Consider the following 14,953-nt stretch of genomic DNA (forward strand, 5'->3'; position numbering starts at 1 on the left):
GTTACCCTTTTTTTAATAGGATTTTAACAATTTATAATGTTTTGAATTGATGGCCTCCAATTTGACCAACAAATCTCAATCCCCTATACTAATCATCAAAACGGTTATTCCTTTTGCAAGCTTTCCTTTCCGAGATTTCCAGGATAAGCCTTGACAATTAGTTCTCTCTTAAGGCCGAGCTTAGATTGTTTCAGCTGGGATTACTTTTTAATATACACTCAGCCTCAAGGGCCTAACTAAACTTTTCTCCAGCAATTGTGAATTTAGCAATTAGCCTGATGCAATTATTATTTTTCTCTCACCCGTTCCCGCCAAATTTAAGCTAGCGTTTGAATTCTATTGAGCAGCTCTAAACAGGCCCTGCTATTATGGTATGGGCATTTCCATAATCCGGCTTTGTCTTCTCCAGCCATCAAACTGCCATCTTCTTTTCTGCCCCAAAACCATTCGCCGTTGGTTTTATCAATGAGCTGAGTAGTGGTATAGTTCCAGATTTTATTGAAGTGCTGAAGAAATCTTTCATCCTTAGAAATCTGGAAAGCGTTATATAATCCTACTAAGGCTTCGGCCTGTACCCACCAGTGTTTTTCTGCAATCAGGTGATCGTTTTCTGGATTGAATTCATATACCATCGCATCTTTATCAATACCCTCTATCGCTGCTAAACTGATTTTAAGGGCTAACTGCTTAAATTCGGTAATGAGTTCAACCTCTTTTACAGCTTCAGCTGCTTCGAGCAATAACCAGGAAGCTTCAATATCGTGCCCGTAAGAAATAGCCTCGGATTTAGGATCCCAGTATTCATTAAAAAATAGCCCTAAATGGCCATCAGGTTTTAAGATATACGTTCGAAAAACCTCCAGCAGCTTTATTATCTGATGTTTAAGGCCTTCATCAGGCCACAAGGTATATAGCAAACTGTAGGCCTCCAGAATGTGCAAATGGGTGTTCATTGTTTTTTTTTCATTTGCATCCTTATCACTCAGGCGCAAATCATCTAACTGCGTCCAATTTCGGGCAAAAGCTTCAAAATATCCCAGCTCATTTATATCATAACTATGTTTTTCGATATCAGCATATAAGGATTTAGCAAGCACTAAAGCATTTTCATCACCACTGGCGCTAAAATAGGCGGCAAGGCCATAAATGGTAAATGCAATGGCATAGATTTGTTTTTTTTTATCTTTCGCGTTTCCCTTAAAATCAACTGTCCAGTATACCCCGCCAAAAGTATAATCAATGAAATGGCTTTTTATGTATAGGTAGCTCCGCTCAGCGACTTCTAAATCCTCCTTTGAGCCGGTCCTTAAATAGGCGGCAGAAAAACTCCAGAGAATCCTTGCATTTAAAACTGAACCTTTATCAGCGCTAGGGATAATCTGCTCTGATTGATCAATTTGGCCGACAAAACCACCATACTCATTATCTCTGCTGCGCTGTTTCCAGTAACGGAGTATGGCTTGTAGTTCGAACTCAATTTCTGAAGTGCTTGGAAGGGATGTAGCTGGCATAATCTATAAATTTAATTTGGCTAAAACTAACTGGACTGAACTGATAAAACTAATATTTTTTTAACATAAGCTGGTACTAAATGCATTATGACTACAGCGCTTGTACTATTCGAGCATTTTTTGATATTATTTTACCTTAAGAATTAAGACAAATGGTATAATTTTTTATAAAAAGTTTAGCAGAAAGCCCATATAGCCCTCTTTTAAGCTTTTATCCCAATTTTATTCAAAATATCACTTAAGAGTTGGAGCTAAACTTGTAGTGTTTTTTTAACTATATTGCCCTGTATAACCAAATATGATATGTCTAAAAATGTAATCAGGGAAATCACCCCTTTGACTCCGAACGACTGTTTTACCATTTTTTCCAGAACCAAACAAGAATTTGATTTCCCGCTGCACAACCACGAGGACATGGAGCTCAACTTAGTGCTCAATGCGGCCGGAGCGAAACGGATTGTAGGTGATCATATAGCTGAAATAGAGGAGCAGGAATTGGTGCTGGTAGGCTCCAATTTATCCCACGGCTGGTTCACTCATAATTGCGTAAGTGAGGACATCAGAGAGGTCACCATTCAGTTTCATAAGGACTTATTGGATGAAAAGTTTTTAAAGCGCAATCAGCTCTCTTTCATTCGTAATATGTTTGAGCAGAGTAAGCGTGGTGTGCTTTTTTCCAAGGAAACCATTGAACGCATTTCCCCGCGTCTTTTGGCTTTGAGTAAGAAAAGTGGCTTTGACTCGATATTAGAGCTACTATCAATATTACATGATCTCTCGATATCCAGGGATACCAAACTCCTTTCGGATTCCAGTTTTACTAAGGAGGATTATAATTATAATAGCAGAAGGATTGAAAAGGTATTTGAGTATATGAATAATAACTTCAATAGGCTTATCACCCTTTCTGAAGTAGCCAAGATAGCCAACATGCCAGAAGCATCCTTCAGCCGGTTTATTAAAAAACGCACCGGTTATAACTTTATTGATTCGCTGAACGAAATCAGGCTAGGACATGTCAGCAGAATGCTTATTGACACGACCCAGTCTGTAGCTGAAATTGCCTTTATTTGCGGCTTTAATAATATGGCCAACTTTAACCGTACCTTCAAAAGTAAAAAAGGCTGCACGCCAAAAGAGTTCCGAGAAAACTATGTTGGCAAGCGCGTATTTATCTGATTTAAAAGATTTTTTGCATAAAATTATGGAGCTGCTCGCGCCAGAATCTCCACTCATGTCCGCCTGAACTATCGTGAAATTCATGGTTGATTCCCTTTGTTTTTAGATCATAATCTAACGCCAGGTGTCCCTGGTATCTTGGGTCCTCTTTACCGCAGGCGAGGTAAAGCAGGCTAATTTCTTTGTTCAGTTTAGCTGGATTAGCAAAAGCCCCAGGCACCCGTTCATTAATATCAAATTTTGCATCACTCAACAACCCTGCACTAAATTCGCCAATGTAGCTGAATTTATCTGGGTTTTTGAGCCCAATTAAGTAAGCCTGCCCGCCGCCCATGGAAAGCCCTGCGATGGCTCTGGATTTTTTATCCGCCCGGACGCGGTAATTTTTCTCTACATATGGAATAACGTCCTTTAAAAGTTCCTGTTCCAACTGCTCAACCCCTTCTTTGCTGCTCCCTCCTGCCCAGCTGCCGTCTGTTAGCCCGTTGGTCATCACAATAAGCATCGGTTTTGCTTTATTTTCAGCGATAAGGTTTTCTAAAATTACATCCGCTTTCCCGGAGCTCTGGCTCCAGCTGGTTTCATTGTCTCCCCCACCGTGACGCAGGTATAAAACAGGGAAAATTTGCTTTGGACTAGTCTGGTATTCTGCAGGCAGAAAAATGCACATCCCTCTAGGTTTACCCAAAGCCGAAGACTGATATTTAATGGATTGCAAAATTCCGTGCGGGACGTTTTGAATCTCATCAAACCTTGCCTTATCACCAGGCACTTCCACGATACTCCCGTAAAGCTCAGTACCGGATTTTACAACCGGGTTTTTAGGATCAAGGGTCTGAATTCCATCTACAGAAAACACATAGGAATAAATTCCCGGCTTTTGCGGGGCAATCTTAATTTCCCAATTTCCTGCAGTGTCTTTTTGCATCTCTACGGGCTTAATGTCCCATTCACCAAAAAGCAGTTTAACCGATTTGGCAGACTTGGCTTTAAACCTGAAAACAATACTTTTATCATTTTCCACTACCGGAGAATATGGTGGAGAGGCCGGACCCCACCATCCCTGAACGCTGTAAGTATTAGCAGGTTTTTGCGCCAGGATTGTGCAGGAAACCAGGCTTAAAAGAAGAAAGAGAATTTTTTTCATCATTTGTATATTTTACCAGCCATGCATCTCATCCAAAGAGATGATGTTGTCAGCTTTCATTAAAGCGTTTAATTGAGCAGGGGTATTGTGTGAGAATACTAATTCTGACCAGCCCATAAAAAAGGTCCATTTTGGCTGTTTTGCCATCACTTGCGCAGTAGGAAATACCTGACATTCACCAATGGCGATGGGCTTTTTGCCACCAGCTTTTACCATAATATCATACTTCTCCTGGCTGAATCCTGTTTTATCATCATAAATATCCAGCGCAGCAACGTCCCAGTAATCTTCACCAGGATTATAATCTACCGCATCTTTTTCCAGGGTTTTAAAATCCTGTATGTCCCATACCCAAATCAGGTTATCTAGCTTTTTGGTTTTGCTTAAGTAGTCGTGAGTCAGCTGGTAGAGTTTTCTGGTACCCTCAGCACCAGGCCTGCCGCCCCACCAGAAAACGCCCTGATTCATTTCATGCAAAGGTCTGAACAACACTTCCACATTTTTTTCTTTGAGTTGGCTTAGATATAAAGCGATCTCATCCATCATTGACTTCCACCTGGTATTTATCAAAGTTCCATCGGTCAAAAGCTCCTTCCACTGCTGATCACTTAATTTACTTAACACCCCTTGCTTATCCCAGCCGCATGGCTGCTCCAGCGCAGGATTACAGGCGTGCCACATGATATTAACAAGACTTCCTTTCCTCCACTGCTCCGCAGCTTCATTTATCATCGTTTGTCTGTTTTGAATATTTTCAGACTGGAATAGAAAATCCCCGCTCCAAAGCCCGGGATATTTGCCGGTCGTGTTGAATACTTCCTGCGTCCATTTTTTTGGTTCTGCATTTGGTTCCCGGTTATGTATACCAGAAATGGTATATTTTCCCGAAACCGAGTAAAGGTAATTCAGTGATTTAAACCGGGTGGGGCCTTTCGTCGTTTTTACGTCTTTCTTCCCTTTCTGCCGAGTAAGATTTTGCGCGAAAGCGGAATGGCTAAAGCTAAAAAGCATTATTAAAATTAAAGCGTATCGGCTATTTTTCATCTTTAAGGTTTCTTTAAAATGTAAACAAAATCTGTATTAGGGGCAAGCTCTAAGTTATTAATGTCCAAGCTATCACCAATAGCAGAAATTTTCAGATCTGCATCAAAACGCTGGGTTTCGCAGTTATATTTAGTAAGCTTATAATTTGACAAGGTAACAGGCAAGCTAATATCAGTTTTCTGGATTTCAGCTTTCGGGTTATACAGGTAGATAAAAAATATCAGCGCCGCATTTTACGCTAAACACTTCAATAGCCGTATTAGTGCTCTTCACCCTCAGGCTATCAAAACTGCCTTTTCCAGACTGCATCATTTCGTCCTGGATGCGGCGAACATTAGCAATATATTTATCTGTGCCACGGTTATCAAAATACTCCCACCACCAGGAAAGCGGCAAGACGGGCGTTGGTGAAAAAAGGCCATACCACAATCCACGTTTAAAATCTGAATCCATGCCATCAGCGAAATCATCGAAGTTTTTAGACCAGTCATATTCATAGCCATATTCACCAATCACATATGGTTTACCATAGTTTTTGGTATAGCTTATAATGGTGGTAGGCAGGGCACGGTTGTTTTTGTAAATGTGTTTTTGGTTAAAATCTATGGCATCTATGGAATTTAGTCCTTTTAAATCCCGGTGAGAAATGCTGGTGGTCACCAGGTGTTTAAAGGGGTCGGTTTGTTTGACGTAGTCTGCCATTTCCTGGTGCCATTGTACGATATGTTCAGCTGGAATTGGATTGTTTTTATCCCTGAACTGAACATTGTCAATTTCGTTAAAAAACTCCCAGGCACCTATCGCGCTGCTGTAACCCCAGCGGGCAATAATGAACCTCAGGCGGTTGCGGTATTCCTCCTTAGCCTTTTCGTCTATGAAAAAATTGGCAGAAGAAACCCCATAACGCCCATTTTTTGCATCATGAGATCCCGGACCTAAAGTGAGCATAATGTACAGGCCCAGTGAATCAGATAAATTAACCATTCGGTCCATTTTTTCTATCGCGCTTGGATTAAAGTAGGCCGGGGAATTGCTGTATCGCCTGTTATTTATTCCACTTTTCCAGTCCAGGGGCAAATTCCATGAACAAATCCAGGTCCGGAAATAATTTCCACCATGTTTAGCCAGCGAAGGGAGCATGTACTCATAGTTATACTTGGGATTCTCATGAAGGTCTTTAAAATATTTTGAATCATCATCATCTCTTGATTCCCAGCAGATATTTTCTCCAATGCCCCTGAAAGCATCTCCATTATCGAACCTGAAGGTCCAGTCATTGCCCTTATGCAAAATGCCTTTAAGCTTAGATGCTGACACTTTAAATGAAGAGGGTTTGCTTAAAGAAACCTCTTTGCCGTTTTTGCGCAGCGCGAACCTGTACTTATAGCTTCCATTTTCCTGGGCACTGAAGCGCGCCTTCCAAAGCGAGCGCTTTCCAGTTTCCCCGGATTCATAGTAACATGGCAGATTAATTTTTTTACCAGTAGGAGAAGTAAGCTGCATGTCAAGGGCTAAATCTTCCTGAAAATATGGATTATCAAAATCTGCCTGCAATTCGATTGTCCATTCTGCTTTTTCATAGGTTTTCACAACCGGATTAATCTGGGTTGTTTTTATAATACGATTTTGCGCCTGCACAGAAAAACTCATCAAAATAACAAAGGCAAAACAAAAAGAGATATTTTTTTTCATAGGTTTCATTCCGGAATTTCCCGGGAAATTGGATTTGGTTAGCATTAGTGTTAGATTCAAATCTACAAGAGTGGATGTATTGAGCGTTAATAGTATTTTAACAAAATCCTGTACTCAAATTTTATTCACATAATTGATACAACAAAGAGGATTATCTTCCAAAAGTTATCCTGCCAAGCTTTATAATGCCTTTATACGGACTTTGTCTGCGCCGCATGATAAAATACAAGTCATGTCTGCCTTTGATGAGAGCGTTGACTGGACTTACGATATCAGCATATTTATCAAACGAGCCGGTTGAATTGTAGCTAATTTTTGAGATTAAGGGTCCTGCACGCGAATCCCGCCTAACCTCGATTTCTCCATCCATGGTGGAGGCATAGTTAAATGTGAAATTTTTAATCCCATTTAGGTCCGTCTGTTTTAATAAAATATAAGCCTTATTATCTCCTTCAGATAAACTATTGCGGAAGCGCTCAAAACCCACATGAGCGTCCGCCAGCGCAGGGTTGATAACCGGGCTTCGTAAGAAAAATTCTTCGGTGCTGGAAAGCGGCCCAATGGGCTTTGCTCCGCCATCGGTATAGCTTACTTGAAACAGGTAGCCACCTTCAGGCTCATCTTTCATTGAATTTAACTTCAGTGTGCCGGTTTTGGCAAGCGCGATGCGCTGGGCGGTTTTCTCCTGCGGCATAGAGAAGATATAGGTTACGATTTCTTTTGCATCGCTGGTGGAAAGTTGCGGGTGGGCGCTCATCACGCTTGTTTGCCCCCAGCTTCCCCCACCTCCTTTGATAATTTTTTCCGCAAGTTTTTCTACCGAGCCGTTTTGGAAACTGTAGCGGGCGGCGATATCAAAGTAACTTGGCCCTATGGCCTTAGCATTCGCCAGATGGCAGGATTTACAGTCGCTGGCCGCCATTAGCGCTTTACCTGAATAACTGGGCTGCTCGGATTGATTTTTTTGACCAGCCGAAAGGTAAGTATAAAAAGCCTTCAAGCGCTTAGGTGCAATTTTTAGATCTTCCTTATCACTGGCCTGGATGGCGTAAGTAAAGGGTTTATCAGCCCAGAAAAATGATTTATTGTCAGCGCTAGAAATAGAGACCACTGGCGGGGTATTACCGACTTTTATGATTAAAGTGTCTTTTGCGCTGGCGCCGCTTTTATCACGTACCGTTAGAATGGCCTTAAAGGTACCTAGCTTTTTATAGGTATATACAGGGTTAATTTTATTGGACGCAAAAACCTTGCCCTCAAATTGCCACTGGTAGCTGAGCTGCTCATCGTCATCTAAATCATAGCTTTTTTGCCCACGAAAGTTTACCAGTAGTGGCGCTTTACCCGCAATGCTGCGATGGGAGGGGAAATTTTTTCGCTCGGAAGTTAAAAATACTGTTTTGTCCAACCGCTGGTGTTCTTTTTCATTTATAATTTCTGCTTTGGCAACAGGTGCTCGGTTTCCGGTGTTATATTCAATTTTCACCAGGGAAGCATCCGCATTGGCCGCTCCATATACAGAGCCATATTCGAGCATGTAGAGTATACCATCGCTGGAAAAAGCCATATCAATGGGCCTTTTGAAATTTCCATTGGCCTCCATGAAAGGCTCATTTCGCACATAGTTTTCTTTTTCATCAAAACTCAAGGCGAATACCCAGTTCCGCATCCAGTCGGCAATAAAAAATTTGCCATCATAATACTCCGGAAAGCGGTTTACAGCGCCAGTTTGCTTATAGCTATAGAAAGTTCCGCCTATGATGCATCTGCCTCCAAGCCCAAGTTCAGGAAATTCCTTGGAAGCAAGGTAAGGATACCAGATCATCGCACCCCTGGCCGGCGGCAGCTGGCTTAACCCGGTATTGTTTGGCGAATGGTTCACTGGTCTTTCAGGATCAAATTTGCCTCCGGCGGTCTTTTTTGCAAAGTCCCAATGCGCATAGGCCTGATTATCGCCAGCAAAATAGGGCCATCCGTAGTTGCCCGCGGACTTAGCCTGGTTCACCTCATCAAAGCCCATTGGACCCCGCTCGCTTTCCTGCCCCGCATCCGGGCCAATGTCGCCCCAATAAAGGGTCGAGGATTTTGGATTCATCGCAATTCGGTAGGGGTTCCTGGTTCCCATCACGTAAATTTCAGGCTTTGTTTTTGGTGTCCCTGGCTTGAATAAATTACCTTGTGGAATGCTGTAGCTTCCATCAGCCTGGGGATGTATGCGAAGAATTTTTCCCTTGAAATCATTGGTATTACCGGCGCTGCGTTGAGCATCGCCGCTAAAATTAACTTCACCCGGGCGCTCATCCAGCGGAGCGTAACCTTCAGAAGAAAAAGGGCTGCTGCTATCACCCGTTGAAAGGTATAAATTTCCCTCCTTATCGAAGGCGAGCGAGCCGCCATGGTGGGAGCCGCTGTTTTTTTCAACCGGAACACGCAGTAGTATTTTTTCACTAGATAAGTCCAAGACACTCATTTTTGATAAGCTAAACCTGGATAGGTTAAAATGAAGTGGTTCCTGGCTTTGGCCCTCTGGCGCGTAATAAAGATAGATAAAGTTGTTTTTGTCAAACTCAGGATCGAGCGTTATGCCAATGAGCCCGGTACCCCCGATATTGGTGGTCGCTAATTTTTCAACCAGGGTGTTTTTTTGGGTTTTGGTATTATAGACATACAGGTTACCGAAAAGTTCAGTGTAGAATATCCGGCCATCTTCGCTCAGAGCTAGCTCCATCGGGGAATTTAGGTTGGTGGAAAGGATAGTCTTGGTAAAGCGGTTTTGCTCCGGGATTGGTTTGGCATAGGCTTTAGCATAGTCAAGCTTCGCCCCATTGCCAAGCGCATACTCAATGCCGCCGGCAAGCTGAGCTAAAAATAAAGGTTCTGAATAACTTTCTTCGGTATGCCCCAGACCAGTGTAAAAAGCGCGTCCGCCATCATACTCATGATACCAGATAATAGGGTGTCCGGTGCCATTTGTTCCTCCATCGTAACTATCCTCATCCAGGCTCGCCAGGACCTTGATGCCGGGATAGAAAGACCTGTAATTATACCATTCATCGCTTCTTGTCCAGCTTTCCGGCAAATTGCTGCTTGCCGGATGGCTTTTATCGCTGACCTGGATTGAAGCTTCACGCACATTTGGATTATGCGGATGGGAATCAAAGTAAGCGCCGATGAGTTGTCCATACCAGCTCCAATCGTATTCGGTATCAGCCGCGGAGTGGATGCCTACATAGCCTCCGCCGGCCTGAATGTAGCGCTCGAAGGCCGTTTGCTGTTCTGCGTTAAGCACATTGCCAGTTGTTGAGTTAAAAATTACGGCGTTGTAAGCAGAGAGCTTTTGCTCATTAAAATAAGCTGCGTTCGTGGTGGTATCTACGCTATATCCTTTTTGTTCTGCTATCTTTTTTATTGCAGCAATTGCTGAAGGAATCGAGCTGTGGTGCCAGCCAGCAGTTTTAGAAAAAATAAGCAAGGCTGGTTTTGACTTTGGCGCCTGAAAGGCCTCAACAAAAAAAAGGAGCAGGCTTATTAGAAGCGTATAATATTTTATTTGTAGTGAATTGTTCATCATTGAAGTTTTATCGTATTGGCTGGATTAATCCTGCAAGGCATACTGTATACCAGCGAGCAGGTGTTTTAAAAATAAAGGGTCTTCATAATGTTCCGGGAAATGGCCAAGCGCAGTATAAAAACTCCTTCCCCCTTCAAAGTCATGGTACCAGGCGATAGGATGATGGGCGCCATTTTCGCCTCCATTGTAGCTTTTTTCATCTACGCTGAGCAATACGTGCAGCCCGCTTTGCAAGTCCCGAAAGTTATACCACTCATCTCTTCTGGAGAAGGATGGCGGAAAAAATTTAGTAGCGGGATGGTTGCTATCCTCCAGGTGAAGGGTTGCAGTTTGAGGCTCGGGGTGACCGGTGAATACCCCGCCAACAAGCTTTCCATACCAACTCCAGTTTTTCTCTATCGTGGAAGCCGCGTGAATACCGACGAATCCTTTACCCGAATGAATAAATTTTTGCATTGCTGCTTTTCCTGCGCTGTCGATAATATTTCCAGAGGGGCTTAAAAAGATTATTGCAGCGTATTGCTTTAGATTTTTCTCGTTTAGTGCGCAGGAATCTGTAGTTTGATCTACAGAAAAATGGTTTAAAAGGCCAAGTTTTTTTATCGCTTTGATACCTGCATCAATTGATTCATGGTGGTAACGCGCTGTTTTTGAAAAGATCAATACTTTTTTCTGGGCGCTGGTTAATAAACTCAGGCTAATGCAAAGGAGTAAAGTAAATATATTTTTCATATCTGTATTTAAAGTTGTTTAGTATAAAAAATGTCTTCCGATAAAATCCTGGTCTCATCTTCATGGATTGTAATGTGCCGGTCTTCAGCTTAAATGCGCTTTATAAGCCATTTGAAAGTATTACCCAGCGCATGTGCACAAGTCTCCACTGCGCTGAGGTTTATAGATACACTGGCTGACTTTAAAAAATTCTGGTTGGTTTTCATTTGGTTTTTTTACTTACCGATGAAGTATTTCTTAGTAGCATAAATAAGGGCTGACTTTTACCAGTTTTATCCGAGCTGTAATATTTGTTCCCAAGTAAAAGGTCTATTTTACCATCCCCGTTAAAATCTCCACTATCCATCGTTAGTCCTTTTTGAAAAGGGACGTTTTTAGCTAAAGTAAAACCCTTAAAGGATAGATTGCCTTGATTTTGGAGATAGATGAACGCTTCCCAAGGGCTCGATGCGGCAGGAAATGCGCTGATAGAAGCTATATCCAAGTCCCCGTCTAAATCGAAATCGCGGGCAATAGCTTTATAGCAGCCGTTCATTGGATAAAAAAATGATTTTCTAAACTTCCCTTTTTCATCACCGAAAAAAATATAAATGCCATGGTAGGGTTTTAGTACCGGAGAGAGGTCTGCGTTATCCCCGCAGGTATACAAAAGGTCTTTAAAGCCGTCCTGGTTAAAATCAACGAGTTCAAAACTGCTCGATCCATAAACCGGGGGGAAGCTTAATACTTTTTCAGTATCGAATTTACCGTTGCCAAGATTTCTAAACAGAAAAATCCCTTCATCGCCTTGCGCAAATAAAGCATAAATGTCCGCTTTATTATCACCATTCACATCGGTTATCATAAAATCTATTATGCCAGGCACCGGTCTCAAAATGTGCTTTTTGTAAGTACCATTCTTACTCGCCTGCGCCCATGAGAGCTGACCAGTGAATCTTCCAAACTCACCTATTAAAATATCTTTTAACCCGTCGCCATTTAAGTCCGCTTTGAGACTTTTAACTGGCCTTGAAAGTGAAGGAAATATCGGTTTTCTGCCTGAAAGCTGATGAAGTGCAGCAGGGCTGAGCTCGTAAACGCACCCGCCACTGCTTTGGCTAGCCATATAATTTTCCCCAATGAAAGTGGCAAGATTAGGCCTGGCAGATAAATCCATATCCACTAAGGTCCCTGGCAGCTTTGAAGATTTCATAGTATCTAGCCGGGCATTGATTTGGTACAACTGGTTTGATATACCGTTTTGGATAAGCAGACAATGGTTGGATTCCGGACTAATTTTCACGTAAGTTGCTAAAGCAAGATTACTATAGAAAATATCTTGCTTTGGCAACAGGACTTCAAAAGATGGAAGGCCAAACGTAATTTCTTTTCTTTCCTCTTCAGCAAATCTTTCCGGGGCGGAATCAATATAATAGGTTTTGATAGCCTGCCACTCCTTTATGGATAATAGCGGACTGGAGGGGATGAGATTCCCTCCCTCTGCCTTTAGCGAAACGCTTGGGGTTTCCACTCCTAAAAACATGCCCATTGCGGGAAGTACCGCAGCTCGCCAGCTGTTTTTCGGCAGCAGGGCAGGCTCGGGAAATTGATGGCAGGAGCTGCAGTATCTTTTAGCCAGCAACTCACCACGCTGCTCATCTGCCGTACTAAAATTTAAGTTTTGTTTCGGAGTTTTAAGGTTTGATTTATCAAGGATATAAAAAACCATTGCGCTAAAAAGCGCAATGGTGATTATCATGATATTTCTTTTGCTTTTACTCAATTTTTAGGGATGTAAGCGAGTCTTTTATCAAAGTTTCAACGCATTCACGTCGATAATTACGATAACCTTGTTATTTACCGCACTTAAGGAAAATTTACTTGGCGAGGAAATTGCCACCGCAAGCGCTACTTTTTTTCCGCTGTAGCCCGATTTAAGTTGGGCGGCATCAATGCTCAGCAAAAATGTGCCTGCGCTCTGCCCCTCAGGCACGGAAATACTTCCAGGAAGCCTGTAGAGTCCGTCCGGCAGGAGTACTGTATTAGTTAGCAGGTTTGATGCTATCAAAGTGTTGATGGTATCTGCCCTGGTGCTGATATTTACCGAGTAGCCCTCATCAGTGGTCTTTCCACTCCTTGCTACACCGAGAATCACCTTGAGCTGATTATTCTTTGTATCCAAAGTGTAATTCCGAGAAGCAGAATCCAGACCTTTTGGTACCAGGTAATTAAGGTTCGAGCTTAAGCCCTGGGGCATATAAATTTTAGCATCACCATAATCTAAGTCCTGATCGTTTTTTTCGCAGGAGAACAAAAGCGCCACGGCGCATAGCGCAAGCAAAATGGCGGAATTATAAAATATTTTTTTCATTGCTTTTAAAATTAATAGCCTGGATTTTGGGTAATTGATCCGTTTGAGCGCACAACTTCCGCTCTTGGAAACGGCAAGTAATACATCGCCGGAGCCCTGAAGGTCCGTGTAGCGACATCAACAATGTTATAACTGAAGCTGCCATTTGTATTTTTACTTACCTTAACCCCCTTGATAGGCTGATTTAATAGTGTGCCAGCATCGTTCCATCGAAGCAGATCCCAGTAGCGGTGGTCTTCAAAGGCCAGTTCAATTCTGCGTTCATGCTTAATTGCTGCGCGAAAAGCATCTTTACCCCCTATCGAAACTGCTGGCATAGCCACTCCTACCCTTGAACGCACCATATTCAGTGCTGTTCTGGAGGTCATCGCCGCTGGCGCATCAGGCGCTGTGCCATCCGGACCGTAAGCCTCATTCATCGCCTCAGCGTAATTAAGCAACACCTCAGCATAACGAAAGGCTACCCACTGATGTTGCGCGGTGGCGTTGTTCACTAAATCCAGATTTGGCGCCAGGAATTTTTTTAAGTAATAGCCTGTGCGAGAAGTATTGGTTTTAGCCATATCATCACTTGCACCCGCGGACTGATCAATGGTACGACCGTTCCAACTGCTGCCATTTAATACCACCGTTTCTGAAAGTCTTGGATCGCGGTTTGCATAAATGTTGGCAGGATCGGCGCTGCCTTTGAGTTCATACTCGGCCACAAGGTTATGGGATGGGGTCACCCCACTCGCGCCACCAGTAGTTGTAATGGGATAATTGGCACGCTCTAAATCATTGGATGCAGGCCTGCGAATAGCAAGGATGGTTTCGGCGCTATTGAGTGAATTATTTCCCTGAAAATAATTCCCGTACCCTCCGGTATGAAGCGCGTAACCAAATGCAGGCGTACTGATAATTTCCCTGGCGGCGGCCGCTGCCCTGACCCATTTGGCTGGATCATTTGATGGGTTATGCAAAGGACTTGCCGCGTATAAAAGTACACGTGCTTTTATCGCCAGCGCTGACCCTTTAGAGAAACGTCCATCCTGGTCTGAAAAACCATTAGTTTTCCAGCTCACAACTAAAGAGTCTTTGTAGGTATCGATTTCGGAAACGATATAATCAACCACCTGATCATAACTGGACTTTGCCACTGCTAAATCGCCACCAGCCTGCTGCAGCGTTTTGCTGACAATAGGTACCCCGCCATAGCGTTTAATAAGTTCAGAATAATAATAGGCCCTTGCAACATGCGCCTCACCACGGTAAGCACTGATGAAGAGTTTATCGCGGTTATAATTTGTCACGTCCGTCAGGGTATCGCGATTCTGGCTGATCATTGCCTTCCAGTTTTTAGAATAATCCAAAAAGAAATTCGCCGCGCGGATACCTTCGTAGCAGGCATAATACTTGTTTACCTCTGTCGAAGGGTTAGCCTCACTCAAAGTCGCCTGATTAAAAGGGATTACCCCTTGGGCGAAGGTTAGGGTTTGCTGTGCATCATCGGTGGCAGCTTCAAAAAAGCTATTGTCTAAAGTAGTAAATCCTACAGCAAAACCAATCGGTGCATAAAATGCATTCGCAAAGCCGGTCAGCGAACTTCTTGTGGTCTGAATGGTTTCTGGTGTTGGAAGTGTATCCATCCTGGTATCCAAAAAATCTTTTTTACAGGCACTGATTAAAAGCAGGCCGGCGAAAAAGAGGGTCAAATATGGTGCTCTGATTTTCATCATTTTATTTTT

General features: G+C 42.9%; 10 protein-coding genes. 1 reads left to right on the top strand and 9 read right to left on the bottom strand.

The window, feature by feature from the left end:
• Nucleotides 1-317 precede the first annotated feature (317 nt).
• Nucleotides 318-1,511 (bottom strand): AGE family epimerase/isomerase, encoded by a 1,194-nt coding sequence (locus tag ABD692_RS13425; RefSeq protein ID WP_344767777.1) that lies wholly within the window; start codon nt 1,509-1,511, stop codon nt 318-320.
• Between the two features lie 303 nt (nt 1,512-1,814).
• Between ABD692_RS13425 and ABD692_RS13430 the strand changes: the two genes are divergently transcribed.
• On the top strand, nt 1,815-2,690 hold the full coding sequence (locus tag ABD692_RS13430; RefSeq protein WP_344767779.1) for an AraC family transcriptional regulator: 876 nt from the start codon (nt 1,815-1,817) through the stop codon (nt 2,688-2,690).
• Nucleotide 2,691: 1 nt separating this feature from the next.
• Here the strand turns inward: ABD692_RS13430 and ABD692_RS13435 are convergent, their stop codons facing one another.
• The 8 genes from ABD692_RS13435 to ABD692_RS13470 all read right to left on the bottom strand — a co-directional run bounded on the left by ABD692_RS13435 (nt 2,692) and on the right by ABD692_RS13470 (nt 14,944).
• Nucleotides 2,692-3,840: an esterase gene (locus ABD692_RS13435; RefSeq protein ID WP_344767781.1), complete on the bottom strand. Its 1,149-nt coding sequence runs from the start codon at nt 3,838-3,840 to the stop codon at nt 2,692-2,694.
• Nucleotides 3,841-3,849: 9 nt separating this feature from the next.
• Nucleotides 3,850-4,881 carry a glycoside hydrolase family 26 protein gene (locus tag ABD692_RS13440; RefSeq protein WP_344767783.1) on the bottom strand — a complete coding sequence of 344 codons (1,032 nt, stop codon included), beginning with the start codon at nt 4,879-4,881 and terminating at the stop codon, nt 3,850-3,852.
• Nucleotides 4,882-5,079: 198 nt separating this feature from the next.
• Entirely contained in the window at nt 5,080-6,573 is a 1,494-nt protein-coding gene (locus tag ABD692_RS13445) for a DUF5060 domain-containing protein (protein ID WP_344767785.1), read from the bottom strand.
• A gap of 151 nt (nt 6,574-6,724) precedes the next feature.
• On the bottom strand, nt 6,725-10,144 hold the full coding sequence (locus ABD692_RS13450) for a ThuA domain-containing protein (RefSeq protein ID WP_344767787.1): 3,420 nt from the start codon (nt 10,142-10,144) through the stop codon (nt 6,725-6,727).
• A gap of 24 nt (nt 10,145-10,168) precedes the next feature.
• Nucleotides 10,169-10,876, bottom strand: a complete 708-nt coding sequence (locus ABD692_RS13455; RefSeq protein ID WP_344767789.1) for a ThuA domain-containing protein — start codon at nt 10,874-10,876, stop codon at nt 10,169-10,171.
• Between the two features lie 202 nt (nt 10,877-11,078).
• Nucleotides 11,079-12,638: an FG-GAP repeat domain-containing protein gene (locus ABD692_RS13460; protein WP_344767791.1), complete on the bottom strand. Its 1,560-nt coding sequence runs from the start codon at nt 12,636-12,638 to the stop codon at nt 11,079-11,081.
• Nucleotides 12,639-12,665: 27 nt separating this feature from the next.
• Nucleotides 12,666-13,226, bottom strand: coding sequence for a hypothetical protein (locus ABD692_RS13465; RefSeq protein WP_344767793.1), 561 nt, complete (start codon nt 13,224-13,226; stop codon nt 12,666-12,668).
• Between the two features lie 11 nt (nt 13,227-13,237).
• Nucleotides 13,238-14,944 (bottom strand): RagB/SusD family nutrient uptake outer membrane protein, encoded by a 1,707-nt coding sequence (locus ABD692_RS13470; protein ID WP_344767795.1) that lies wholly within the window; start codon nt 14,942-14,944, stop codon nt 13,238-13,240.
• Nucleotides 14,945-14,953: the final 9 nt, after the last annotated feature.

The sequence above is a fragment of the Pedobacter ginsengiterrae genome (assembly GCF_039537385.1).
GTDB lineage: Bacteria > Bacteroidota > Bacteroidia > Sphingobacteriales > Sphingobacteriaceae > Pedobacter > Pedobacter ginsengiterrae.

Bases quoted from the DNA above. Each gene is read 5' to 3' on its own strand.
- ABD692_RS13425 (WP_344767777.1), bottom strand. From the start codon at position 1,511: ATGCCAGCTACATCCCTTCCAAGCACTTCAGAAATTGAGTTCGAACTA.
- ABD692_RS13430 (WP_344767779.1), top strand. From the start codon at position 1,815: ATGTCTAAAAATGTAATCAGGGAAATCACCCCTTTGACTCCGAACGAC.
- ABD692_RS13435 (WP_344767781.1), bottom strand. From the start codon at position 3,840: ATGATGAAAAAAATTCTCTTTCTTCTTTTAAGCCTGGTTTCCTGCACA.
- ABD692_RS13440 (WP_344767783.1), bottom strand. From the start codon at position 4,881: ATGAAAAATAGCCGATACGCTTTAATTTTAATAATGCTTTTTAGCTTT.
- ABD692_RS13445 (WP_344767785.1), bottom strand. From the start codon at position 6,573: ATGAAAAAAAATATCTCTTTTTGTTTTGCCTTTGTTATTTTGATGAGT.
- ABD692_RS13450 (WP_344767787.1), bottom strand. From the start codon at position 10,144: ATGATGAACAATTCACTACAAATAAAATATTATACGCTTCTAATAAGC.
- ABD692_RS13455 (WP_344767789.1), bottom strand. From the start codon at position 10,876: ATGAAAAATATATTTACTTTACTCCTTTGCATTAGCCTGAGTTTATTA.
- ABD692_RS13465 (WP_344767793.1), bottom strand. From the start codon at position 13,226: ATGAAAAAAATATTTTATAATTCCGCCATTTTGCTTGCGCTATGCGCC.
- ABD692_RS13470 (WP_344767795.1), bottom strand. From the start codon at position 14,944: ATGATGAAAATCAGAGCACCATATTTGACCCTCTTTTTCGCCGGCCTG.